This window comes from Streptomyces sp. AV19 (genome assembly GCF_015999245.1).
Classification (GTDB): Bacteria; Actinomycetota; Actinomycetes; order Streptomycetales; family Streptomycetaceae; genus Streptomyces.
On record NZ_JAEAMR010000003.1, the window covers coordinates 553,671 to 575,589 of the forward strand.

Annotated in this window: 23 protein-coding genes; 10 read left to right on the top strand and 13 right to left on the bottom strand. The window is 70.8% G+C overall.

Annotated elements, in window-relative coordinates; genetic code table 11:
* Positions 1 to 138: 138 nt before the first annotated feature.
* Together I5Q34_RS02530 and I5Q34_RS02535 are read right to left on the bottom strand one after the other, a co-directional pair.
* Positions 139 to 405: a protealysin inhibitor emfourin gene (locus tag I5Q34_RS02530; RefSeq protein ID WP_199890400.1), complete on the bottom strand. Its 267-nt coding sequence runs from the start codon at positions 403 to 405 to the stop codon at positions 139 to 141.
* Positions 406 to 434: 29 nt separating this feature from the next.
* Positions 435 to 1,505, bottom strand: coding sequence for a M4 family metallopeptidase (locus I5Q34_RS02535; RefSeq protein ID WP_199890401.1), 1,071 nt, complete (start codon positions 1,503 to 1,505; stop codon positions 435 to 437).
* Positions 1,506 to 1,860: 355 nt separating this feature from the next.
* Between I5Q34_RS02535 and leuA the strand changes: the two genes are divergently transcribed.
* The 4 genes from leuA (at position 1,861) to I5Q34_RS02555 (ending at position 6,309) form a co-directional block, all read left to right on the top strand.
* Positions 1,861 to 3,636 carry a 2-isopropylmalate synthase gene (gene leuA, locus I5Q34_RS02540; RefSeq protein ID WP_199890402.1) on the top strand — a complete coding sequence of 592 codons (1,776 nt, stop codon included), beginning with the start codon at positions 1,861 to 1,863 and terminating at the stop codon, positions 3,634 to 3,636.
* Between the two features lie 261 nt (positions 3,637 to 3,897).
* Entirely contained in the window at positions 3,898 to 4,620 is a 723-nt protein-coding gene (locus tag I5Q34_RS02545) for a TerB family tellurite resistance protein (protein WP_199890820.1), read from the top strand.
* A gap of 94 nt (positions 4,621 to 4,714) precedes the next feature.
* Positions 4,715 to 5,461 carry a DNA repair protein RecO gene (gene recO, locus I5Q34_RS02550; RefSeq protein ID WP_199890403.1) on the top strand — a complete coding sequence of 249 codons (747 nt, stop codon included), beginning with the start codon at positions 4,715 to 4,717 and terminating at the stop codon, positions 5,459 to 5,461.
* Between the two features lie 26 nt (positions 5,462 to 5,487).
* Complete coding sequence (locus I5Q34_RS02555; RefSeq protein WP_199890404.1) at positions 5,488 to 6,309, top strand: isoprenyl transferase; 822 nt, start codon at positions 5,488 to 5,490, stop codon at positions 6,307 to 6,309.
* Positions 6,310 to 6,485: 176 nt separating this feature from the next.
* Here the strand turns inward: I5Q34_RS02555 and I5Q34_RS02560 are convergent, their stop codons facing one another.
* The 4 genes from I5Q34_RS02560 to I5Q34_RS02575 all read right to left on the bottom strand — a co-directional run bounded on the left by I5Q34_RS02560 (position 6,486) and on the right by I5Q34_RS02575 (position 9,760).
* Entirely contained in the window at positions 6,486 to 6,890 is a 405-nt protein-coding gene (locus tag I5Q34_RS02560) for a Fur family transcriptional regulator (RefSeq protein WP_199890405.1), read from the bottom strand.
* Positions 6,891 to 7,068: 178 nt separating this feature from the next.
* Positions 7,069 to 7,956 carry a metal ABC transporter permease gene (locus tag I5Q34_RS02565; protein ID WP_199890406.1) on the bottom strand — a complete coding sequence of 296 codons (888 nt, stop codon included), beginning with the start codon at positions 7,954 to 7,956 and terminating at the stop codon, positions 7,069 to 7,071.
* A complete protein-coding gene (locus tag I5Q34_RS02570) occupies positions 7,956 to 8,723 on the bottom strand; it encodes a metal ABC transporter ATP-binding protein (protein WP_199890407.1) in 768 nt (255 codons plus the stop codon). The genes I5Q34_RS02565 and I5Q34_RS02570 overlap by 1 nt, the downstream gene beginning before the upstream one ends.
* 44 nt (positions 8,724 to 8,767) lie before the next feature.
* Positions 8,768 to 9,760, bottom strand: coding sequence for a metal ABC transporter substrate-binding protein (locus I5Q34_RS02575; protein ID WP_234428245.1), 993 nt, complete (start codon positions 9,758 to 9,760; stop codon positions 8,768 to 8,770).
* Between the two features lie 239 nt (positions 9,761 to 9,999).
* Here I5Q34_RS02575 and I5Q34_RS02580 point away from each other — a divergent pair, with 239 nt between their 5' ends.
* The gene (locus I5Q34_RS02580) at positions 10,000 to 11,382 is read left to right on the top strand and encodes a glycine--tRNA ligase (RefSeq protein ID WP_199890409.1); all 1,383 of its coding nucleotides are present in this window, start codon (positions 10,000 to 10,002) and stop codon (positions 11,380 to 11,382) included.
* A 67-nt stretch (positions 11,383 to 11,449) separates the two neighbouring features.
* Here the strand turns inward: I5Q34_RS02580 and I5Q34_RS02585 are convergent, their stop codons facing one another.
* On the bottom strand, positions 11,450 to 12,055 hold the full coding sequence (locus I5Q34_RS02585; protein ID WP_199890410.1) for a Uma2 family endonuclease: 606 nt from the start codon (positions 12,053 to 12,055) through the stop codon (positions 11,450 to 11,452).
* Positions 12,056 to 12,221: 166 nt separating this feature from the next.
* Positions 12,222 to 13,199, bottom strand: a complete 978-nt coding sequence (locus tag I5Q34_RS02590) for a GlxA family transcriptional regulator (RefSeq protein WP_199890411.1) — start codon at positions 13,197 to 13,199, stop codon at positions 12,222 to 12,224.
* Positions 13,200 to 13,332: 133 nt separating this feature from the next.
* Here I5Q34_RS02590 and I5Q34_RS02595 point away from each other — a divergent pair, with 133 nt between their 5' ends.
* From I5Q34_RS02595 to I5Q34_RS02605, 3 genes are read left to right on the top strand one after another with little or no spacing between them, the layout of a single operon-like run.
* Positions 13,333 to 14,301, top strand: coding sequence for an NADP-dependent oxidoreductase (locus I5Q34_RS02595; RefSeq protein WP_199890821.1), 969 nt, complete (start codon positions 13,333 to 13,335; stop codon positions 14,299 to 14,301).
* Complete coding sequence (locus I5Q34_RS02600) at positions 14,298 to 14,963, top strand: alpha/beta fold hydrolase (protein ID WP_199890412.1); 666 nt, start codon at positions 14,298 to 14,300, stop codon at positions 14,961 to 14,963. Before I5Q34_RS02595 ends, I5Q34_RS02600 begins: the two co-directional genes overlap by 4 nt.
* Positions 14,964 to 15,016: 53 nt before the next feature.
* On the top strand, positions 15,017 to 15,391 hold the full coding sequence (locus I5Q34_RS02605) for a hypothetical protein (RefSeq protein ID WP_234428246.1): 375 nt from the start codon (positions 15,017 to 15,019) through the stop codon (positions 15,389 to 15,391).
* A 104-nt stretch (positions 15,392 to 15,495) separates the two neighbouring features.
* Here I5Q34_RS02605 and I5Q34_RS02610 read toward each other — a convergent pair whose 3' ends face one another.
* The 5 genes from I5Q34_RS02610 to I5Q34_RS02630 form a co-directional block, all read right to left on the bottom strand.
* Positions 15,496 to 15,978: a hypothetical protein gene (locus tag I5Q34_RS02610; protein WP_199890413.1), complete on the bottom strand. Its 483-nt coding sequence runs from the start codon at positions 15,976 to 15,978 to the stop codon at positions 15,496 to 15,498.
* A 79-nt stretch (positions 15,979 to 16,057) separates the two neighbouring features.
* Complete coding sequence (locus I5Q34_RS02615; RefSeq protein ID WP_199890414.1) at positions 16,058 to 16,282, bottom strand: DUF397 domain-containing protein; 225 nt, start codon at positions 16,280 to 16,282, stop codon at positions 16,058 to 16,060.
* On the bottom strand, positions 16,279 to 16,617 hold the full coding sequence (locus I5Q34_RS02620) for a hypothetical protein (RefSeq protein WP_199890415.1): 339 nt from the start codon (positions 16,615 to 16,617) through the stop codon (positions 16,279 to 16,281). Before I5Q34_RS02620 ends, I5Q34_RS02615 begins: the two co-directional genes overlap by 4 nt.
* Before the next feature lie 62 nt (positions 16,618 to 16,679).
* Positions 16,680 to 17,531: a helix-turn-helix transcriptional regulator gene (locus tag I5Q34_RS02625; RefSeq protein WP_199890416.1), complete on the bottom strand. Its 852-nt coding sequence runs from the start codon at positions 17,529 to 17,531 to the stop codon at positions 16,680 to 16,682.
* Between the two features lie 32 nt (positions 17,532 to 17,563).
* Positions 17,564 to 17,704, bottom strand: a complete 141-nt coding sequence (locus I5Q34_RS02630; RefSeq protein ID WP_199890417.1) for a DUF6879 family protein — start codon at positions 17,702 to 17,704, stop codon at positions 17,564 to 17,566.
* Positions 17,705 to 18,022: 318 nt separating this feature from the next.
* On the opposite strand from I5Q34_RS02630, the gene I5Q34_RS02635 reads away from it, so the two are divergent.
* Complete coding sequence (locus I5Q34_RS02635) at positions 18,023 to 20,281, top strand: transglycosylase domain-containing protein (RefSeq protein WP_234428361.1); 2,259 nt, start codon at positions 18,023 to 18,025, stop codon at positions 20,279 to 20,281.
* Between the two features lie 144 nt (positions 20,282 to 20,425).
* The gene (locus I5Q34_RS02640; RefSeq protein WP_199890419.1) at positions 20,426 to 21,913 is read left to right on the top strand and encodes a glycosyltransferase family 87 protein; all 1,488 of its coding nucleotides are present in this window, start codon (positions 20,426 to 20,428) and stop codon (positions 21,911 to 21,913) included.
* Positions 21,914 to 21,919 lie beyond the last annotated feature (6 nt).

The window sequence follows — 21,919 nt, forward strand, 5'->3', positions numbered from 1 at the left end:
AGGGGGTGAAGCCCCCGGTCAACGCGGCGAAGCCGCGTTGCGGGCCCGGGGCTTGCCCCGGAAGAAACGGTGAAAGGGCGGGTCCGGGGCACAAATCCCCGGGCCCCCGGGCCCCCGGGCCCCCGGGCCCCCGGGCCCTCACGCCCCCTCCCTCAGCACCAACCTGATCAGCTCCCGCTGATCCTCCGTGAGGTGCGGGTCCGCCAGGTGCACCTTGCGGTTGTCGACCGTGATCTCGTAGTGGAAGCCGTCCGGGACCCCCCGGGCGGGGGCGTCGCGGCCGGGGGCCAGGGCCCGGTGGGCGAGCGCCTCCAGGTGCGTGGCGTCGGGCCGCCCGGACGTGTCCAGTTCGGCCCGGCGCTCGATGCCGGCGAAGCCGCCGGTCCGCGTGATGACGATCCGCATGGCGCCATTCTCGCCCTCCGGGCGCCCGGCTACGAGGCGGGGACGCCCACCTGGGACCACGCCTTGAGGACCGCCTCCGTCTCCGCACCCTCCCCGTACAGCTCCTTGGCGCACGCCACCGTCTCCCGGGCGAACCCGGCGAAGTCCACCGTCGGCGTCAGCCGGCCGCTGGTCAGCGCGGCGTACCAGACCTTCCCGGCGCGCTCCCACGCGTGCCCGCCGAGCGCCGTGGCCAGCAGGTAGAAGGCACGGTTGGGGATGCCGGAATTGATGTGCACGCCGCCGTTGTCGCGCGGGGTGCGGACGTAGTCCTCCATGGAGCCCGGCTGCGGGTCCTTGCCCATCTGCGGGTTGTCGAAGGCCGTGCCGGGCGCCTTCATGGAGCGCAGCGCGCCCTTGAGCCCCGGGCCGAGGAGCCCCTCGCCGATCAGCCAGTTCGCGTCGGCGGCGGTCTGCCCCAGGGCGTACTGCTTGATCAGCACGCCGAAGACGTCCGAGACGGACTCGTTGAGCGCGCCGGACTGGCCGTAGTACTCCAGGTTGGCGGTGTACTGCGTGACGCCGTGGGTGAGCTCGTGGCCGATGACGTCGAGCGGGATCGTGAAGTCCAGGAAGATCTTGCCGTCGCCGTCCCCGAAGACCATCTGGTCGCCGTCCCAGAAGGCGTTGTCGTAGTTCTCGCCGTAGTGGACGGAGGCGTTCAGCGGCAGCCCGGCGTCGTCGATGGAGCGCCGGCCGAGGACCTTGAGATAGAAGTCGAAGGTGGCGCCGAGGCCCGCGTAGGCCCGGTTGACGGTGGCGTCCTTGCCGGGCTGGTCGCCCTCGCCGCGCACCTTGGTGCCGGGCAGCTGCGTCCGGTGGTGGGCGTCGTGGACGGTGCGCTGCGGGTTGTCGGACGGGGTGCCGGCGGGGGCCGCGAAGCCGCGGGCGGCCGTGACCCGGCGGCGGGTGCGCAGGGCACCGTCGTGCTCGAGGGTGCGGCGGGCGGGCCTGTGGTGCAGGGGGTCGTCGGACTCGGCCAGCCGGTCGAGGACGTGGGGAGGAATGATCGTGCAGAAGGGACGACGACGGTACGGCGTCCCGGTGGGGTCGTCATTCATGGCCTGAATGTGGCATCAGGTCACCCTCATGTCACTCCCCGGTGCCATGATTAATGAAATCGAGTGTTCGGTCGGCTTTGACCGGCGGATTCCCTTCCGCACTGCTAATGCGTCCCGCACTGCCAACGCGCCCCGCATCGCTGCCGCGTCCCGCATGGTGAAACGCCCCTCCGCGATCCCGCGCCCCTCGGTTAGGGTGCTGCACACCATGCGCTACGGGCTGCTTCTCCTTAGCTGCCGCGGCGAGGGTTCGCAGTCGTAGGCCGACGCCCTCCCCGCGGGGTCCGGTGCTGCGTCCGGGTCAGCACCGCGTCGGCCTCCCTCCCTCCGTGGATCCCCGAGGAGCCCTGCGCAGATGTCCGCGATCACCCCGTCCACTCCCGTCGGCCGCCCCACGCCCCTGACCGCCGCCACCGTCACCCAGCGACCGTCGGGCATGCCGGTCCACAAGTACGGCCGCTACGAGGCGGTGGACCTGTCCGACCGCACCTGGCCGGAGCGCCGCATCACCAAGGCCCCCCGCTGGCTCTCCACCGACCTGCGCGACGGCAACCAGGCGCTGATCGACCCCATGTCGCCGGCCCGCAAGCGGGAGATGTTCGACCTGCTGGTGCGCCTGGGCTACAAGGAGATCGAGGTCGGCTTCCCGTCCTCCGGCGCCACCGACTTCGCGTTCGTCCGCTCGATCATCGAGGAGGGCGCGATCCCGGAGGACGTGACGATCTCCGTGCTGACGCAGGCGCGCGAGGAGCTGATCGAGCGGACCGTGGAGTCCCTGCGCGGCGCGCACCGCGCGACCGTGCACCTCTACAACGCCACCGCGCCGGTCTTCCGCCGGGTCGTCTTCCGCGGTTCGCGCGAGCAGGTGAAGCAGATCGCGGTCGACGGCACGCGGCTGGTGATGGAGTACGCGGACAAGATCCTCGGTGACGACACCGTGTTCGGCTACCAGTACAGCCCCGAGATCTTCACCGACACCGAGCTGGACTTCGCCCTGGAGGTCTGCGAGGGCGTGATGGACGTCTGGCAGCCGGAGCAGGGCCGCGAGATCATCCTCAACCTGCCCGCCACGGTGGAGCGTTCGACCCCGTCCACGCACGCCGACCGCTTCGAGTGGATGTCGCGCAGGCTGAGCCGCCGGGAGTTCGTCTGCCTGTCCGCGCACCCCCACAACGACCGCGGCACCGCCGTCGCCGCCGCCGAACTGGCCGTGATGGCCGGGGCGGACCGGGTCGAGGGCTGTCTGTTCGGCCAGGGCGAGCGCACCGGCAATGTCGACCTGGTGACCCTGGGTATGAACCTCTTCTCCCAGGGCGTGGACCCGGAGATCGACTTCTCGCAGATCGACGAGATCCGCCGCACCGCCGAGTACTGCAACCAGATGGAGGTCCACCCGCGCCACCCCTACGCGGGCGACCTGGTCTATACCGCCTTCTCCGGCTCCCACCAGGACGCCATCAAGAAGGGCTTCGAGGCGATGGAGGCCACGGCCGCCGCGGCGGGGAAGACCGTGGACGACATCGAGTGGGCCGTGCCGTACCTGCCCATCGACCCGAAGGACGTCGGCCGTTCGTACGAGGCCGTCATCCGCGTCAACTCCCAGTCCGGCAAGGGCGGGATCGCCTACGTCCTGAAGAACGACCACAAGCTGGAACTGCCGCGCCGGATGCAGATCGAGTTCTCGAGGATCATCCAGGCCCGGACGGACGCGGAGGGCGGCGAGGTCACCCCGCAGGAGATCTGGTCCGTCTTCCGCGACGAGTACCTGCCCACGGACGACAACCCGTGGGGCCGCGTCGAACTGCGCGCCACCCACACCTCGACGGCGAGCGACGGCACCGACGCGCTGACCGTCGAGGCCGTCGTGGACGGCGTCGGGACGGTGCTCACCGGTACCGGCAACGGTCCGATCTCGGCCTTCTTCGACGCCCTCGGGGCGACCGGCATCGACGCGCGGCTGCTGGACTACACGGAGCACACCATGAGCGAGGGGGCCAGCGCCCAGGCCGCCTCGTACATCGAGTGCGTGATCGACGGCCGGGTGCTGTGGGGCATCGGCATCGACGCCAACACCACGCGGGCCTCGATCAAGGCGGTCGTGTCGGCGGTGAACCGGGCGTACCGGCCCTGACGTTGTGGTACGGGGTTGACGCCTGGTGTGCTCGACACCGGGGTGTCAACCCCGCACCCATGAGTCCACCGAACCGGCACGAGGTACCGTCGGGGTACTGACGCCAGATCCATCTGTGGCTAACATCACGTCAACGACGTGACGAAACCGTGGCGTTGTGACTCCGCTCCCCGTAGGGGGCTTCCAACCCGAAGGTTGCGGTCCAGCCCGAACCGACCCCTTGCGGGGTGCGGAGAACGTACCAGATGGAGGTGCGCCGTGATGCACGCGCAAGGCCGACACAGCCCCGACCGGTGTGTGCTGGGCGTACGTACCGTGTGGCGCACCGTCGGCGACGGGGAGTTCTTCTGCCCCGGCTGCGGCGGGGACCGCAACTACCACCGCCGCACGGGCCGTCGGCGCCTCGTCGTGCTGGGCGTCCCGCTGCTGCCGCGCGGGCCGGTGGGCCCGGTCGTGGAGTGCACGGCCTGCGGCGAGCGGTACGGGATGGACATCCTCGACCATCCGACGACGACGCGGTTCTCCGCGATGCTGCGCGACGCGGTGCACACGGTGGCGCTGGCCGTGCTCGCGGCGGGCGGCACCGAGGCGCCCACGGTCCGCCGGGCGGCGGTCGGGGCGGTGCGGGCCGCGGGCTTCGCGGACTGCAGCGAGGAGCAGCTCGTCACGCTGATCGAGGCGCTGGCCGCGGACACGGGGCGGCTGCCGGGCAGATACCCGGCGCCGGCGGCGGCGGGCCGCGACGGCTTCGACCCGTGCGGGACCGCGCTGGCGATCGAGCTGCACGAGGCGCTGGAGCCGCTGGCTCCGCACCTCGCGCCCGCCGGGCGGGAGTCGATCCTGCTCCAGGGGGCGCGGATCGCCCTCGCGGACGGCCCGTACCGCCCGGCGGAACGGGAGGTCCTGGCGACGGTGGGGCGGGCGCTGATGATCTGCCCGGAGGACACGGACCGTTTGCTGACGGCGGCGCGGACGCCGTCGTAATCCGGCCTGTCCGGGGGCTGCCCCCTCCGGGGAAGAGCCTCCGGGGGGCACCGCCCCCGCCATCGCACCCCGCCCCGTGCGGGACAATGAGTCCATGACCCTCTTCCGCGACGACGGCATCGTGCTGCGCACCCAGAAACTGGGTGAAGCGGACAGGATCATCACCCTCCTCACCCGTACCCACGGCCGCGTCAGAGCCGTGGCCCGCGGCGTCCGCCGCACCAAGTCCAAGTTCGGCGCCCGCCTGGAGCCCTTCTCGCACGTGGACGTGCAGTTCTTCGCCCGCGGCGGGGAACTCGTCGGCCGCGGCCTGCCGCTGTGCACGCAGAGCGAGACCATCGCCGCGTACGGCAGCGGCATCGTCACCGACTACGCCCGCTACACCACCGGCACGGCCATGCTGGAGACCGCCGAGCGGTTCACCGACCACGAGGGCGAGCCCGCCGTGCAGCAGTACCTGCTGCTCGTCGGCGGGCTGCGCACGCTCGCCGCGGGGGAGCACGCCCCGCACCTGATCCTCGACGCGTTCCTGCTGCGCTCCCTCGCCGTCAACGGCTACGCGCCGAGCTTTGACGCCTGCGCCCGCTGCGGGATGCCCGGTCCGAACCGGTTCTTCTCCACCGCCGCCGGCGGAGTCGTCTGCGGCGACTGCCGGGTGCCCGGAAGCGTCGTACCCTCCTCGGAGGCGATCGGGCTCCTCGGCGCGCTGCTGACCGGGGACTGGGCCACCGCGGACGCGTGCGAGGCACGGTACGTCAGGGAGGGCAGCGGCCTCGTAGCCGCCTATCTGCACTGGCATCTGGAGCGTGGCCTGCGCTCGCTCCGCTACGTCGAGAAGTGAATGAGGTACGAGGAGTAGTGGCAGTCATGGCACGACGCGGGCTTCTGGGCCGCCCCCGACGCGAGTACCGCTCCCCCGAGCCGCACCCCTCGGGGGCGCGCCCGCCGAAGATCCCCGGTGAGCTGGTGCCGGAGCACGTCGCCATCGTCATGGACGGCAACGGCCGCTGGGCCAAGGATCGCGGTCTGCCGCGCACCGAGGGGCACAAGGTCGGCGCCGAGCGCGTGCTGGACGTCCTGCAGGGCGCCATCGAGATGGGCGTCGGGAGCATCTCCCTGTACGCCTTCTCCACCGAGAACTGGAAGCGCTCCCCTGAGGAGGTGCGCTTCCTGATGAACTTCAACCGCGACTTCATCCGCAGGACGCGCGACCAGCTCGACGAACTCGGCATCCGCGTCCGCTGGGTGGGCCGGATGCCCAAGCTGTGGCGGTCGGTCGCCAAGGAGCTCCAGATCGCCCAGGAGCAGACCAAGGACAACAACCTGCTCACGCTGTACTTCTGCATGAACTACGGCGGCCGCGCCGAGATCGCGGACGCGGCGCAGGCGCTCGCCGAGGACGTGAAGGCGGGCCGGCTCGACCCGTCGAAGGTCAATGAGAAGACGCTGGCGAAGTACCTCTACTACCCGGACATGCCGGACGTGGACCTCTTCCTGCGCCCCTCCGGCGAGCAGCGCACCTCCAACTACCTGATCTGGCAGAGCGCGTACGCGGAGATGGTCTTCCAGGACGTGCTGTGGCCGGACTTCGACCGTCGTGACCTGTGGCGGGCCTGCCTGGAGTACGCGCAGCGGGACCGCCGCTTCGGCGGGGCGATCCCCAACGCGGCGCCGGAACAGCAGGGCTGACCGGCCGGGGACCGCGCCGCGGAGCCCGGCCGGCGGATCCCGGCGGAGAAGGCGGGCGGCGCCCGGGTCCCTGCCCCACGGGGCGGGGACCGCCTCATGGCCGGCGCGTCCGGGCGGATCCGGCGGGGCGTGGGCCCGGCCGGTGCGGGAAGTACGCGGGATCCGCCGGAAGGGTTTTACGCGGCGCAGTCCCCGCAGGTGCCGAAGATCTCGACGGTGTGGGCGATGTCCACGAAGCCGTGCTCACGGGCGATGGAGTCCGCCCACGTCTCCACGGCCGGGCCCTCGACCTCGACCGCCTTGCCGCACACCCGGCAGACCAGGTGGTGGTGGTGCCCGCTGGAGCAGCGCCGGTAGACGGCCTCGCCCTCGCTGGTGCGCAGCACGTCGACCTCGCCGGCGTCGGCGAGGGACTGGAGGGTGCGGTAGACGGTGGTCAGCCCGACGGAGGCGCCGCGGTGCTTGAGCATGTCGTGGAGTTCCTGCGCGCTGCGGAACTCGTCCACCTCGTCGAGCGCTGCCGCCACGGCGGCCCGCTGCTTGGTGGAACGGCCGCGTACCGGGGGACCGGCGGTCGCCACAGTTGCCTCCTCAAACTCGGCTGAACACCCAACGCACGGGTTTTTCGGCGTGTCCGGCCAATTGTGCCAGGCCCGGCGAGCGACCCGTGCGCCGTGATCCACGGGATCCGGACGGTTCGTGGAACACAGGTTTGGGTCGCCTCGCCGGGCCTTCGACCAGCGGTTCTCCTTCGTCCCGTCAGACCCGTACGTCGTCGGGGGCGGTGGCGGAGCCCGGTTCTCCGAGGGTGCAGCGCTCCTCGTCCTCGACCTTGCGTGCGCGAGATTTCGCCAGTGGTGCGGCGATCGCGGTGAGGAGCACGAACACGCCGATCGCGAGCAGCACGATCGTGGCGCCGGGCGGGACGTCCACGTAGTACGACGTGGTGGTGCCCGAAAGGGTCACCAGTACGCCGATGCCCACCGACAGCGCCAGCGTCGTGGCGAAGCTGCGGGCGATCTGCTGCGAGGCGGCGACCGGGATCACCATCAGGGCGCTCACCAGCAACAGGCCCACCACGCGCATGGCGACCGTGACGGTCAGCGCGGCGGTGATCGCCACCAGCAGGTTGAGCAGCCGCACCGGCAGCCCGGTGACGCGGGCGAACTCCTCGTCCTGGCAGATGGCGAAAAGCTGTCGTCGCAGCCCGAGTGTGGCCAGGATCACGAACGCGGCCAGGATGCAGATCGCCACGAGGTCCTGCCGGGAGACCGTGGTCAGCGAGCCGAAGAGGTAGGTGACCAGGTTGGCGTTGGAGCCGCCGGACAGGTTGATCAGCATCACGCCGCCGGCCATGCCGCCGTAGAAGAGCATGGCGAGGGCGATGTCGCCGCGGGCCTTGCCGTAGAAGCGGGTCAGCTCCATGATCACGGCGCCGGCCACGCACACGGCCGCCGCCACCCACACCGGGCTGGCGTTGAGCATGAAGCCCAGGCCCACGCCGGTGAGGGCGACGTGGCCGATGCCGTCGCCCATCAGCGCCTGGTGGCGCTGGACGAGGTAGATGCCGATCGCGGGGGCGGTGATGCCCACCAGGAGCGCGGCGAGCAGCGCCCGCTGCATGAATGCGGCGTCGAGGATTTCCATCAGCTCAGCAGCCCTGTCCGAATCGGTTCCGCCGCCGGTCCGGCGTGCGGGTGTACGTGGTCGTGGCCCGGGAGCGCGTGCTGGCCCACGGCCTCGGGCGGCGGGCCGTCGTGGACGACGCAGCCGTCGCGGAGCACGACAGCCCGGTCGATGAGGGGTTCCAGCGGGCCCAGCTCGTGCAGGACGAGCAGCACGCTGACGCCCCGGGCGACCTCCGCGCGCAGGGCCTCTGCCAGCACCTCCTGGCTGGCGAGGTCCACGCCGGCCATCGGCTCGTCCATGATCAGCAGTTCGGGCCGGACGGCGAGCGCGCGGGCGATCAGCACCCGCTGGTGCTGGCCGCCGGAGAGCGCGTTGACCGAGTCCTTGAGCCGGTCGGCCATGCCGACCAGTTCCAGCGCCTCGACCACGGCCTCGCGGTCGGCCTTGCGGGTCGGCCCCAGCTTGGTGCGGGCCAGCCGCCCGGCGGCGACGACCTCGCGCACGGTCGCCGGGACGCCGGCCGCGGCGGTGGTGCGCTGCGGGACGTACCCGATGCGCGCCCAGTCGCGGAACCTGCGCTTCGGCGTGCCGAACAGCTCCAGCTCACCGCCGGTGAGCGGGACCTGGCCGACGATCGCCCGGACCGCCGTGGACTTGCCCGAGCCGTTGGCACCCAGCAGCGCGACGACCTCGCCGCGCCCGACGGTCAGGTCGACGCCCCGCAGGACGGGCCGCGAGCCGAGCGACGCGGTGGCCCCGCGCAGGGATATGACCGGCTGCTCCATGACTGCCTCCTTCGCCGTGCCCACTTGGTGGCTCACTCGGTCGCTCACTTGGTGCCGAGCGCCTTTTGCAGGGCCGCGAGGTTGGACTCCATGACCTCGAAGTAGTCGTGGCCCTTGGACTTGTCGGTGATGCCCTCCAGCGGGTCGAGGACGTCGGTCTTCAGCCCCAGGTCGCCGGCGAGGGTCTTCGCGGTGGCGGGGCTGGCGATGGTCTCGAAGAACACCGTGCTGACGTGGTGGTCCTTCGCCAGCTTGTGCAGGTTCTTGATCCGGGCGGCGCTGGGCTCGGACTCCGGGTCGATGCCGCTGATGGACTCCTCGGTGAGGCCGTAGCGCTCGGCGAGGTAGCCGAAGGCGGCGTGGGTGGTGATGAAGGTGTCCGAGGCCCGGTTGCGCAGCCCGTCCGCGAACTTCTTGTCGAGGTCGCCGAGCTTGCCGGTCAGCGCGGCGGCGTTCTTCTCATAGTCCGCCCGGTGGGCCGGGTCCGCCTCGGCGAGGGTCTTGGCGACACCCTTGGCGACCTCGGCGTACTTCACGGGGTCGAGCCAGATGTGCGGGTCGTCGCCGCCCTCCTCGCCGTGGCCGTGGCCCTCGTGCCCTTCGTGCCCTTCGTGTCCCTCGTGGCCCTTGTCCTCGTCGGAGTGGTTGTCCCCGGTCGAGTGATGGTGGCCGTCGACCTCGGTGCCGTGCTTCTCCATGGAGGTGAGGGAGGCCGCGTCGACGACGTGCTTCGCGCCGGACTGCTTGACCGCCGTGTCCACGGCGGGCTGGAGGCCCTTGAGGTAGACGACGGCGTCCGCCTTCTCCAGGGCGGCGACCTGCTGGGGCCTGAGCTCCAGGTCGTGCGGTTCCTGCCCCGGCTTGGTCAGGCCGGTGACGTGGACGTGGTCCCCGCCGATCTGCCGGGCGAGGAACTCCATCGGGTAGAACGACGCGATCACGTCGATCTGGCCGGCCTTGTGTCCCGCGTCCTGGTCCGAGGAGCAGGCCGAGAGCGAGACGAGGCCGAGGGCGGCCGCGACGGCGACCGCGGGCATGCTGATTCGGGTGTTCCGGATCTTCCGGGATATTCGGGGGGCCCGGGAGGCGGGACGGGGGCGGCTGACGTTCATGACACTCATTTTCAACAAAAATGGAAACGATTGTCAACAAGAGGGGCGGCGGGAGGACCGGGGAGTGCGGTCCCGGCCAAGGGCCGGCACCGATTTGATGAGAGGGGGTGTCGCGCCGGTAACCTGAAGCATTCGCTGTTCGTCGTCGCAATGAAGAGAGCACCGTGGCCGCCGACAAGATCGACACCATCGTCAGCCTGAGCAAGCGCCGTGGCTTCGTCTATCCGTGCAGTGAGATCTACGGCGGCCAGCGCGCCGCCTGGGACTACGGACCGCTGGGCGTGGAGCTCAAGGAGAACATCAAGCGCCAGTGGTGGCGCTCCATGGTCACCTCGCGCGACGACGTGGTCGGCATCGACTCGTCGGTGATCCTGGCCCGTGAGGTCTGGGAGGCGTCCGGCCACGTCGCCACCTTCACCGACCCGCTGACCGAGTGCACCTCCTGCCACAAGCGCTTCCGCGCCGACCACCTGGAGGAGGCGTACGAGGCCAAGCACGGCAAGCTCCCCGAGAACGGCCTCGCCGACCTCAACTGCCCGCACTGCGGCAACAAGGGCGGCTTCACCGAGCCCAAGCAGTTCTCCGGCCTGCTCTCCACGCACCTCGGCCCGACGCAGGACACCGGCTCGGTGACCTACCTGCGCCCCGAGACCGCGCAGGGCATCTTCACCAACTTCGCCCAGGTGCAGCAGACCTCGCGCCGCAAGCCGCCGTTCGGCATCGCCCAGACCGGCAAGTCGTTCCGCAACGAGATCACGCCGGGCAACTTCATCTTCCGCACCCGCGAGTTCGAGCAGATGGAGATGGAGTTCTTCGTCAAGCCGGGCGAGGACGAGCAGTGGCACGAGTACTGGATGGAGCAGCGCTGGAACTGGTACACCGGCCTCGGCATGCGCGAGGAGAACATGCGGTGGTACGAGCACGCCGCGGAGAAGCTCTCCCACTACTCCAAGCGCACCGTTGACATCGAGTACCGCTTCAACTTCGGCGGCACCGAGTACTCGGAGCTGGAAGGCGTCGCCAACCGCACCGACTACGACCTCAAGGCGCACTCCGCCGCGTCCGGCCAGGACCTGTCGTTCTTCGACCAGGAGGCCGGCGAGCGCTGGTTCCCGTACGTCATCGAGCCGGCGGCCGGTCTGAACCGCGCCATGCTCGCGTTCATGCTCGACGCGTACATCGAGGACGAGGCGCCGAACGCCAAGGGCGTCATGGAGAAGCGCGTCGTCATGCGCCTCGACCCGCGCCTGGCCCCGGTCAAGGTCGCCGTCCTGCCGCTGTCCCGCAACCCGCAGCTCTCCCCGAAGGCCAAGGGCCTCGCGGCGGACCTGCGCAAGCACTGGAACATCGAGTTCGACGATGCCGGCGCCATCGGCCGCCGCTACCGCCGCCAGGACGAGATCGGCACGCCGTTCTGCGTCACGGTCGACTTCGACACGCTGGACGACAACGCGGTGACCGTGCGCGAGCGCGACACGATGAAGCAGGAGCGCGTCTCCCTCGACCAGATCGAGGGCTACCTGGCGGGGCGCCTGATCGGCTGCTGACGTCCCAAGCCTGACCACGCAGGCCCCGGTTCCCCGCCCGGCGGGAGCCGGGGCCTGCGCACGCGTGTCAGGCTTCCCAGCCCGAGGTGTCCAGCTCACAGCCGAAGGGCGCGGGGACGTGCACCTTGTCGCTGATCTTCACCTGGGTGTGGGCGCGGTAGCCACGGTCCGGTGACGGGTCGGAGTACACGGTGACCGACCCCTCCAGCACGTCGACCAGGACGTAGACGGGGACCCCGGCCTTGCCATAGACCTCGACCTTTTCCTGGCGGTCGGCGTGGGCTGTCGCGCGCGAGGTCACCTCGCCGACCAGAGACAGCGCATCGCCTGGAGCGTAGATGCCCTTGGTTTTCAGGGCTGCCCAGTCGATGACGTAGAAGTCCGGTCCGTAAGCCTTCGACTGGCTGGGGAACCGGAAGAGCCGGGGATAGCCTCGCGCTCGGTAGCCCTCCGGCACGTGCGGGCTCAGCTGTTCGATGACGCTGTCGAGGATGTAGTCGTAGGAACACTGGGACCACGGTGACACGACGACATTCCCCCCGATGATCTCCGTGCGGTAACCGTCCGGGAGATCGGCGTCGATCTTCTCGAGAATCCTGCACAGCTCTTCGAAATCCGGGTTCGGTCCTTGGACTATCAGCATGGGCGGCGGGGTCTCAACCATGACTGCCATGATGCGCCTCCTTGGGTGAGTGAGCATGGCGACACACACCGTAGCGGCCTCCGCTGACAGTCCCCCGGGAACGGTGCGTATCAGCCGTACGGGTGGTCCCGGCTTGCGCCGACGTGCGAGGCCGCGAACTCCCGTCCGTCCATGCCGAGTCGGACCGCCTCCCCGCTCACCGGGCCCCCGCCCTCCCGCCCGTCGTGAACGTCCTGCGGTACGCCGTGGGGGAGACGCCGATGTCCGCCGCCAGGTGCTGGCGGAAGGACGCCGCCGTGCCGAAACCCGCCTGGGCGGCGACCTGTTCCACCGGCAGGTCGGTGGTCTCCAGCAGGCGGCGGGCGTGGTCCAGGCGGCGGCGGGACAGCCACTGGCCGGGCGGCATGCCCGTCTCCGCGCGGAAGCGGCGGCAGAAGGTCCGTACGCTCATCGACGCGTGGGCGGCCAGTTCCGCCAGGGGCAGCGGGTGGTGGAGCCGTTCCAGGGCCCAGGCGCGGGTGGCGGCCGTTGTCGCCTCCGCGGGCTCGGGGACGGGGCGTTCGATGTACTGGGCCTGCCCGCCCTCCCGCCACGGCGGTACGACGCACAGCCGGGCCACCCGGGTGGCGACCTCGCTGCCGTGGTCCCGGCGCAGCAGGTGCAGGCACAGGTCCACCCCGGCGGCCACCCCGGCCGCGGTCAGGACCCGCCCGTCGTCGACGAACAGCACCCCGGCGTCGACCCGCACCCGCGGGAAGGCCCGCTGGAAACGCTCCGCCTCGTTCCAGTGGGTGGTCGCGGTCCGCCCGTCGAGCAGGCCCGCGGCGGCCAGCACGTACGAGGCCGTGCAGATCGACACGATGCGGGCCTCGGGCCGCAGCAGGGCCAGGGCGTCGGCGAGTTCAGGCGGCAGCCAGTCGCGGGCCTCGTCCGGGCCGCAGGTGAACGGCGGGACGACGAGGGTGTCGGCGGTCGCGAGGACCGAGGCGTCGTGGTCCACGGCGATGGAGAAGTCCGCGCTGGTGCGTACGGTTCCGCCGTCGAGGCCGCAGGTCACCACCTCGTACAGGGGCTGTCCGTCCGGCCCGGCCGCCGTGCCGAAGATCCGTACCGGAATGCTCAGTTCGAAGGGATAGACGCCTTCCAGGGCCAGGACCACCACGCGATGTCGCATGGCAAGATTCTTTCAGATGCTGGCATTCCTGCCACTCGTCCGCCCGCGCCTGCTGCGGAACTCTTGATCACGCGAGGCCGGTCCACCGGGGGACCGGCTCACCCGAGCCGGGAGGACGGCGGACATGATGACGATGAGGGCCATTGGACAGGAGGCCCTCGGCGGGCCGGAGGTGCTCCGGGCCGAGCGGACCGCCCGCCCCGAGCCCGGCTTCGCCGAGGTGCTCGTCCGCGTCCACGCCGCCGGGGTCAACCCCACCGACGTCTGGCACCGCGCCACCGGCGGCATCGCCGCCCTCACCGGTTCCGGTCCCGCGGAACCGGTCCGCCTCGGCTGGGACCTCAGCGGCACCGTCGAGGCGGTCGGCCCGGGCGTCACCCTCTTCCGGCCCGGCGACGAGGTGTTCGGCATGCCGCGCCACCCCGTGCCCGCGGGGACGTACGCCGAGTACGTCACGTCCCCCGCCCGCCACCTCGTCCGCAAACCCGCCGGGCTCACCCATGTACAGGCCGCCGCCCTGCCGTTGGCCGCGCTCACCGCCTGGCAGGCGCTCGTGGACACCGCGGACGTCCGGCCCGGGCAGCGGGTCCTGGTCCACGCCGCCGCGGGCGGGGTCGGCCACCTCGCCGTCCAGATCGCCAAGGCGCGCGGCGCGTACGTGATCGGCACGGCCCGCGCCGCCAAGCACGGCCTGCTGCGCGAGCTCGGCGCCGACGAGCTCGTCGACTACACGGCCGCCGACTTCGCCGAGGCCGTACGGGACGTGGACGTCGTCCTCGACGCCATCGGCGGCGCGTACGGGCCGCGTTCCCTGCGCACCCTGCGCCCCGGCGGCCTCCTCGTCGCGCTCGCGTCACCGGCGGAGGCCCGGCTCGCCGCCGAGGCCGAGGCGGCCGGCCGGCGCGCGGTCTTCATGGCCGTCGAGGCCGACCACGCGGGGATGCGGGAGATCGCCGCGCTGGCCGAGGACGGGCGGCTGCGGCCCGTCGTGGACGCGGTGTTCCCGCTGGACGAGGCCGCGGCGGCGCACGAGGCGATCGCGACGGGCCGGACATCGGGCAAGATCGTCCTGACAGTTGTCGAGGAAGGGGAGACCCGATGACCACGTACATACTCGTCCCCGGCGCCTGGCACGGCGCCTGGACCTTCGAGCCCCTGGCCCGCGCCCTGCGCCGCGAGGGTCACGAGGCCTACCCGCTCAGCCTCACCGGCGTGGGCGCCCGCAAGCACCTGCTCACCGCCTCGGTGAACCTCGACACCCATATCCAGGACGTGGTGGGCCTGTTGGAGGACGAGGACCTGACGGACGTCGTCCTCGTCGGCCACAGCTACGGCGGCATGGTGATCACCGGCGCCGCCGACCGGGCCCCGGAACGGGTGGCCGGGCTGGTGTACGTCGACGCGGTGGTGCCCGGGGACGGCGACTCCTGCTGGTCCCTGGTCACCGACCGCGAACGCGGCTGGTACCTGACGGACGTCCCGGACGGCGGCCACGCCAGCCCCCCGCTCCCCTTCTTCGACCCCCGCACCACGCCCCACCCCCTGCCTTCCCTCACGCAGCCCCTCCGCCTCCACAACCCGCCGGTGGCGTCCCGGGATTACGTGTACGCCACGGGCTGGCCCGGGGGCTCGCCGTTCGCGGCGCTGCGGGAGCGGCTGGGCGGGGAGGCGGGGTGGCGGGTGCATGACGTGGACTCGGGGCATGACGTGATGAGCGGGGCGCCGGAGGAGTTGCTGAAGGTGGTGCTGGGGGCGGCACGTTAGGTGCGGACCTCCGTAACGGGGTTCGGTACGCCGGGTGAGCGAGGATGGACGGGATGACCAGCTGGTTCCGCGCCTATTACGAGGACGAGGACCTGTGGCAGTACTTCGAGACCGATGACGAGAACTGGGCGGTTCGCCAAGTCGACGTCCGTGGGGCGGATTCGACACCGGTGACAGCTGCCTCGTTGGAGGAGATCCTGTATCTGCGGGACCACAGCGACTTGGCAGCGATGGGCCGGTATGAACGGCAATACGGCATCCTTGCGGAGGGGCCTCTCGACGGATGGGAGGACGAGCCGCATGCCGGTGAGATCCCTGCGGCGGAGTTCGAACAGCTCTGGGTCCGGGCGCGGTTGATACTCGACGACTCGGCCTCACGTGGGACGTGGACGGTTTCGAGCGGCCGCCTGCCCGGGGCGAACCGATGAGTGGCCCGCTCGCGATCGAGAAGTGTGGCCTCGGCCGCGCGGCCGGGCCGGCCGGACGTCCGGGCCGGGGCGGGCCCGTTCGCCGGTGATGGCAACCTACCGCGTTACTGATCCCCGTCTCCCGGCATCGGGCAGGGCTGCTCAGGAACAGTGCGGTTGGGGGAACACGTCACCAGGGCCAGTGACAGGAACAGCGGACGTCCGAGATAGAACCCGAGTGAGACATCCCCGCCGAGCGCCAGACGTTCGGCGGCGGAGGTGGCGAGGGCAGCCATCCGTGATGCGTCCCTGTCGTATCCGGAGGCGAACCGGGGCGCGTACGCGGCGAGTTGCCGGCGGATCCAGTCGGCGGCCTTCTCCGGCTCGTCCCAGGTGTCCCGGATGAACCGTGCCGGCTTCTGCAGCCAGTAGGCCGTTTCGATTGGGGGAACGCCGGCGGTGTTCCACTCCGCGACGGCTTCCCGGTACCGCTCCGTCACCTCGGCGGGACTGGTGGAAGTCGGTGCCGACGAGGGCGGCGGACGACGGTTGCTCTCCTTGTCGAACGTCGTCTTGTCACCGGCCCATAGGTATCCGTGAACGTGCAACTGGTTTTCCTGTCCGGAGCAAAGGAGGACGGCCCCCGCTCTCGCCGGAGAGTGAGGGCCGCCGGTTGACGAGTGTGGGTCAGGCCGTGAGGCCGAAGCGGGCCGGGTCGATGCCGGCCGCATCCAGTTCCGCCGTGGTGAAGCGCAGCGGCTCCGCGCCGGGCCGCTTGCTGTCACCCATGGCCCAGGCGTCGTCACCGATGCGGGCGAGGGTCACGCAGGCTTCGCCGTCGGGGTGGGTGTTGCCTCCGCAAGCCCTGGAGAACCGGGCGCCGTCGAGAGTGAGGTTGTACAGGTCGGTCATGACGAGCCTTCCTGATCGAAGTGGTTACGGACACCTCGCCAGGCGTCGTGACCGGAGCCGTACTGATCCCGCAGGCTCCGCTTCACCGACTCCGCGTAGATCAGGGCGTCGGTCAGCTTCCGTGCCGTGGTCATCGGCACGGTTCCGAGGTAGACGTACGGTTCCCCGGAGAGGGCGGCGCGGCCCGTGAGTTGCGGCCACGAGTCCCTGTCACCGACCCTGACGCCCATCTCCGCCAGCACACGGCCCAGCATGAATGCCACGTCGTCGGCTTTCCTCTTGCCTGCCAGGAAGGCGTCGGCTTGCTGTGCGGCTGCTTCGATGTCCGTGGTCATGCGGAGAAACTAGGGACCGGGCGGTGGCGGCCACCAGAAAGTTGCAGCGGGTTGCGTGCCAGTTAGCCGAGGTCATCGATCGCGGCGGTGATGAGTGCTCGCGCCCGGGAGCCGTACACGGCCCGTTTTTGCAGCTCGACGAAGGTCTTGAGGTAGTCACGCACCTCGCCGGGAGCGGTTACGGTAACCTCGGCCGTCAGCAGCTCGACGTGGACGTGCTCGTCGTCGTAGACGTTGAACGTCTCCACAGCCCAGATGGGCCGTTGGCCCTTGGAAGGGATCACGCCCAGGCTGACCGAGGGGAGCGACATCACCGACAGCAGGTGCCCGAGTTGGTCGGCCATCGCTTCGGCGTCTCCCATCTGGTAGCGGAGGACGGCTTCTTCGAGGAGCATGACGAACCGGTGGTCACCTTCGCGGAGCACCCGCGACCGTGCGAGACGGGCCGCTACCGCGGAAGGGATGTCGTCCCGCAGCTCCCTCAGCCAGGCGACCGATTCAAGGACGGCTGCCGCGTACCTCTCGGTCTGAAGGAACCCGGAGATCAGGCTGGAGCTGTAGGAGCGGAAGAGCTTGGTGCGCTCGTTCAGAGGGACGCGACCCTCTTGGATGAAGCGCAGGGTCTGCTTCCTGTGGAGCCGCCTCCACTGCATGTACATGGATTCGGCGGCGCGGTTGGCCGCGATGAGGTCGGGAGCCTGGTCCTCGGCATCGCAGGCCGCGCACCACGCGCGGATGTCGGCGTCCGAAGGAGTGGTCTTGGCATTCTCGATACGGCTGGACTTGGCCTTGTGCCAACCGCAGCGGACAGCCAGGTCATGACCCGTGAGCCCGGCGTCCCGCCTGATCTCTTTGAGCCGGCCTGCCAGGGCTTCGCGGGCTGCCTGGGCACTGGACGAGGGGACGGTAGGCATGATCTGGCTGTCCGGTAACGCTACGGGATGGGTCAGACCTTGAACTCCTCGTGCGGGACGCCCCGTTCCCACACTGCTGCGAAAGCATCAGCGCACAGCTTGATGACGGCCTTGTCCTCGACGTACTCGAAGCCCGCGCCGTCACCGTCACCGGTGAAGTGATTGAACCTCACGCGGCCCGGCGCGCGGCGCAGCAGCCGACGTCCGGCCGCCGTGCCGCACCACGCAGCAGTTCCTCCGTGCCCGGCCGCGGCCGGGGCGAGGAGCCTTCCCACGGCGGACGGGCCGCGGCCCGGCGCGCCGACCGGCGCGGCGGGTCCGGCGGCCGCAGACGGGCGGCCGGAGCCGGGGGGGCGGGCCGGGGCCGGCGGGACGCCTCCGCGGGCGGCAACAGGCTCGTCGACTATCCACGGGCCGGCCGGGACGGCTGGCGGCGCTGGCTCCCGTCCTGGCGGCTGGTCGCCGGGGCCGTCGTGTCGTTCGCCGGCCTGATGCTCGGGACGGTGGGCGTGGCCCTGGCCGTGGTGCAGGTGCCGAGCGCCCAACTGGCCTCGAAAGTGCAGAAGAACGTCTACTACTGGTCCGACGGCAAGCAGATGGTCGTGGCCGGCGGGGGCAGTCTCAACCGGCAGATCGTGCCGATCTCCCAGATCCCCCTCTCCATGCAGAACGCGGTGATCTCCGCCGAGAACGCCAGCTTCTACAAGGACTGGGGCGTCGATCCGATGGGCATCGCCCGGGCGGTCGTCAAGATGGCGCAGGGCGGCGAGACGCAGAGCGGCTCCACGATCACCCAGCAGTTCGTCAAGAACACCTACCTCAGCCAGGAACAGACGCTCAAGCGCAAGGTCACGGAGCTGTTGATCTCCGTGAAGGTGGGCGCGACCCAGGACAAGCGGGACATCCTCGCGGGGTACCTCAACACGGCGTACTACGGCCGCGGGGCCTACGGCATCCAGGCGGCGGCGCGCGCCTACTACGACAAGGACTGCTCGGACCTGACGCCGAGCGAGAGCGCCTACCTGGCGGCGACGCTCAACGGGCCGAACCTGTACGACCCGTACGGTGGCCAGGGGCCGGCCGCGACGCCGGAGAAGAACACCAAGCGGGCCACGGACCGCTGGAAGTGGACGCTGGACCGGGAGGTCGAGGTCGGGCACCTGAGCGCGGCCGACCGGGACAAGTGGGTCGGGCAGGGCTTCCCGCAGCCGCAGAAGCCGAGGCCCGCGACCAACCGGGCCGGCCAGATCGGCTACCTCACCGACCTCGCGGACAACTACATCACCGCCCACTCCACAATCAGCAAGGGCGAGCTGGACAAGGGCGGTTACCAGATCTACACGACGTTCGACCGGAAGAAGGTCAACGCCCTGGCGAAGTCCGTCGAGGCCGTGCGCAGGGCGAACCTCAAGCCGGACCTGCGCGAGGTCGACAAGTTCGTGCAGTTCGGCGGCGCCTCGGTGGAACCCGGGACGGGGAAGATCGTCGCCATCTACGGCGGCGAGAACGCCCTGACCCACTTCACCAACAACGCCGACTACACCGGCGTCCAGGTGGGCTCGACGTTCAAGCCCTTCGTCCTGGCGGCCGCGATGACGCACGGCAAGCGGAACCCCGCCCTCGGCCCCCGGCAGGGCGACGGCGAGCGCACGCTGGTCTCGCCGGAGAGCGTCTACAACGGCGACAACAAGCTGACGCTGCGGATGTACAACGGGGCCGTCTGGCACGACCGGAACGGCAGCGAGTGGCACCAGAAGAACGACGGCGACGAGAACCGGGGCCTCATCAGCCTCCGCACGGCCATGCAGTTCTCCGCGAACACCCCCTACATCCAGCTCGGCATGGACGTGGGCACGGATCTCGTCCGGGAGGCGGCCCTGGCCGCGGGCCTGGACGAGGAGCAGCTCGCCTCGATCACCCCGACGTTCTCCCTGGGCACCTCGGCGCCGAGCGCGATCCGGCTGGCCGGCGCGTACGCGACCTTCGCGGACAGCGGACGGCAGATCGACCCGTACTCGGTCACGAAGGTGGAGAAGAATGGCAAGCCGGCCTACGCGCACGAGCAGAAGAGCGAGCAGGCGTTCACGTCCGACGTGGCGAACAACGTGACGGACGTGCTCAGGACCGTCGTGGAGGCCGGGACCGGCACGGCGGCGAAGCTCGGCGCCCGTCCGGTGGCCGGCAAGACGGGGACGACGGACGGCAACCGCTCGGCCTGGTTCGCGGGCTACACCCCGCAGCTGTCCACCGCCATCGGCATGTACCGCGTCGACCCCAACGCGAAGAACCAGGAGTTCCTGTCGATGCGCGGGGTCGGCGGCCAGCCGACGATCCACGGCGCGTCGTTCCCCGCGGAGATCTGGGCCGACTACATGGGCAAGGCGCTGAAGGGCGTGCCGGTGCGGCAGTTCGATCCGCCGCGGCCCATCGGCGAGAAGATCTTCGGCGGCGGGGCCTCCCCCTCCCCCGCGCCGGCGCCCTCGGCTTCGCCGTCCGCGTCTCCGTCGGAGACCGCCGAGCCGTCGCCGTCGGCTCCCCCGTCCCCCTCGCCCAAGCCGAGCCGGACCTGCGGGCTGCTCGACCCGCGGTGCCGCACGGGAGACCACGAGGGCACCGACGGCGGCACCCCGGCCGGGCCCGGGGCCACCAGCGGGGCCACCGGAGGACCGGGCGGCCAGGAGGGCGACCTCGGCGACGAACCGGCGCCGCCGGGGCAGAGCCGGCGCCAGGGAGGCGGTCTGTTCGGCTGATCCGCCCCGTGAGAGGGGCGATTCGCTCCGTATGAGAAGCCTCGGGACCGGCTCGTTCACTCGGAACGGTCCCGAGGTTTTCCACAGGCGCGGGGTTGTCCACAGGCTCCAGCGGGCCACAGGCGGGTACGGCAGGATGGGCGCATGAGGAGCGTGCGGGACGACCAGCTTGTACGGCCCACCGTCGAGGACGAGGTGGCCGCCGCCGGCAGTGAGCTCATCGGCGGGCCGGCCGGGCGGCGGGCGCTGCGCGGCGGGTGGCGGGTCCCGGTCCGGATCATCGCGCTGGTGATGATCGGGATGTTCGCGCTCGGCATGGTGCAGAAGGCGCCCTGTTACGACCACGGGTGGTTCTTCGGGGCCACCACCCAGTACACGCACGCCTGTTACTCCGACATCCCGCACCTGTTCGCGGGGCGCGGCTTCGACCAGGGGCTCATTCCGTACCTGGACAAGATCCCGCGGTCGGCGGGCGACATGGACTTCCTGGAGTACCCGGTGCTCACCGGGCTGTTCATGGAGGTCGCCGCGCTGATCACACCGGGCGGCGGCAGCATCCAGCACCGCGAGCAGCTCAACTGGTTCGCCAACGCGGGGATGCTGCTGGTCTGCGCGGTGATCATCGCGGTGTGCGTGGCCCGGACGCACCGGCGCCGCCCCTGGGACGGGCTGCTGGTCGCCCTGGCCCCGGCCTTCGCCCTGACGGCCACGATCAACTGGGACCTGTTCGCGGTCGCGCTGACCGCGGCCGCGATGTACATGTGGTCGCGCGGGAAGCCCGTCGCGACGGGCGTCCTCATCGGGCTGGCGGCCGCGGCGAAGCTCTACCCGGTGCTGTTGCTCTGGCCGTTGCTGCTGCTGTGCTGGCGGGCCGGCCGGCCGAGGGCGTTCCTGACGTCCCTCGCCGCGGCGGCGGGCGCCTGGCTGGTGGTGAACCTGCCGGTGATGTTCGTCTACGACGCCTCGGGCGCCCACATCCGGCCCGGCTGGGCGAAGTTCTACACCTTCAGCCAGGAGCGGCCGGTCGACTACGGCTCGCTGTGGCTGCTCATCTCACAGAAGACCGGCGATCCGCTGGCGGACGTCAACACCTATGCCACGGCACTGATGATCATCGGCGCGCTGGCCCTGGGCGCCCTGGCCCTGTGCGCGCCCCGGCGGCCGCGCTTCGCGCAGCTGGCCTTCCTGGTGGTGGCCCTGTTCGTGCTCACCAACAAGGTCTATTCGCCGCAGTACGTGCTGTGGCTGATCCCGCTCGCGGCGCTGGCCCGGCCCAGGTGGCGCGACTTCCTGATCTGGCAGGCGTGCGAGGTGCTCTACTTCCTGGGCATCTGGTTCTACCTGGCGTACATCGGCGACGGCGACAAGCACCAGGGGCTGCCCCTGGAGGGCTACCAACTGGCCCTGGCGCTGCACCTGCTGGGCACGCTCTACCTCTGCGCCGTGGTGGTGCGCGACATCCTCGCCCCGGAGCGGGACGGCGTCCGGCGCGACGGATCGGACGACCCCTCGGGCGGCCTCCTGGACGGCGCTCCGGACATACGGGTCCTGGGCTCCGCGCGCCGGAGGTACCGGCCCGTGGAGCGCGTGGAGGGACATGTCCAGTGGGGCACCGGGGGCGGCGGCGTGTAGCCGCCG

Excerpts from the sequence above, each read along its gene's own strand:
- I5Q34_RS02625 (WP_199890416.1), bottom strand. The coding sequence starts at position 17,531 with ATGCCTACCGTCCCCTCGTCCAGTGCCCAGGCAGCCCGCGAAGCCCTG.
- I5Q34_RS02545 (WP_199890820.1), top strand. The coding sequence starts at position 3,898 with ATGCACGCGCAAGGCCGACACAGCCCCGACCGGTGTGTGCTGGGCGTA.
- I5Q34_RS02620 (WP_199890415.1), bottom strand. The coding sequence starts at position 16,617 with ATGACCACGGACATCGAAGCAGCCGCACAGCAAGCCGACGCCTTCCTG.
- I5Q34_RS02635 (WP_234428361.1), top strand. The coding sequence starts at position 18,023 with ATGCTCGGGACGGTGGGCGTGGCCCTGGCCGTGGTGCAGGTGCCGAGC.
- I5Q34_RS02600 (WP_199890412.1), top strand. The coding sequence starts at position 14,298 with ATGACCACGTACATACTCGTCCCCGGCGCCTGGCACGGCGCCTGGACC.
- I5Q34_RS02555 (WP_199890404.1), top strand. The coding sequence starts at position 5,488 with ATGGCACGACGCGGGCTTCTGGGCCGCCCCCGACGCGAGTACCGCTCC.
- I5Q34_RS02585 (WP_199890410.1), bottom strand. The coding sequence starts at position 12,055 with ATGGCAGTCATGGTTGAGACCCCGCCGCCCATGCTGATAGTCCAAGGA.
- I5Q34_RS02605 (WP_234428246.1), top strand. The coding sequence starts at position 15,017 with ATGACCAGCTGGTTCCGCGCCTATTACGAGGACGAGGACCTGTGGCAG.
- I5Q34_RS02575 (WP_234428245.1), bottom strand. The coding sequence starts at position 9,760 with ATGCCCGCGGTCGCCGTCGCGGCCGCCCTCGGCCTCGTCTCGCTCTCG.
- I5Q34_RS02595 (WP_199890821.1), top strand. The coding sequence starts at position 13,333 with ATGAGGGCCATTGGACAGGAGGCCCTCGGCGGGCCGGAGGTGCTCCGG.
- I5Q34_RS02535 (WP_199890401.1), bottom strand. The coding sequence starts at position 1,505 with ATGAATGACGACCCCACCGGGACGCCGTACCGTCGTCGTCCCTTCTGC.
- I5Q34_RS02530 (WP_199890400.1), bottom strand. The coding sequence starts at position 405 with ATGCGGATCGTCATCACGCGGACCGGCGGCTTCGCCGGCATCGAGCGC.
- I5Q34_RS02640 (WP_199890419.1), top strand. The coding sequence starts at position 20,426 with ATGAGGAGCGTGCGGGACGACCAGCTTGTACGGCCCACCGTCGAGGAC.
- I5Q34_RS02590 (WP_199890411.1), bottom strand. The coding sequence starts at position 13,199 with ATGCGACATCGCGTGGTGGTCCTGGCCCTGGAAGGCGTCTATCCCTTC.
- I5Q34_RS02565 (WP_199890406.1), bottom strand. The coding sequence starts at position 7,956 with ATGGAAATCCTCGACGCCGCATTCATGCAGCGGGCGCTGCTCGCCGCG.
- recO (WP_199890403.1), top strand. The coding sequence starts at position 4,715 with ATGACCCTCTTCCGCGACGACGGCATCGTGCTGCGCACCCAGAAACTG.
- I5Q34_RS02570 (WP_199890407.1), bottom strand. The coding sequence starts at position 8,723 with ATGGAGCAGCCGGTCATATCCCTGCGCGGGGCCACCGCGTCGCTCGGC.
- I5Q34_RS02615 (WP_199890414.1), bottom strand. The coding sequence starts at position 16,282 with ATGACCGACCTGTACAACCTCACTCTCGACGGCGCCCGGTTCTCCAGG.
- leuA (WP_199890402.1), top strand. The coding sequence starts at position 1,861 with ATGTCCGCGATCACCCCGTCCACTCCCGTCGGCCGCCCCACGCCCCTG.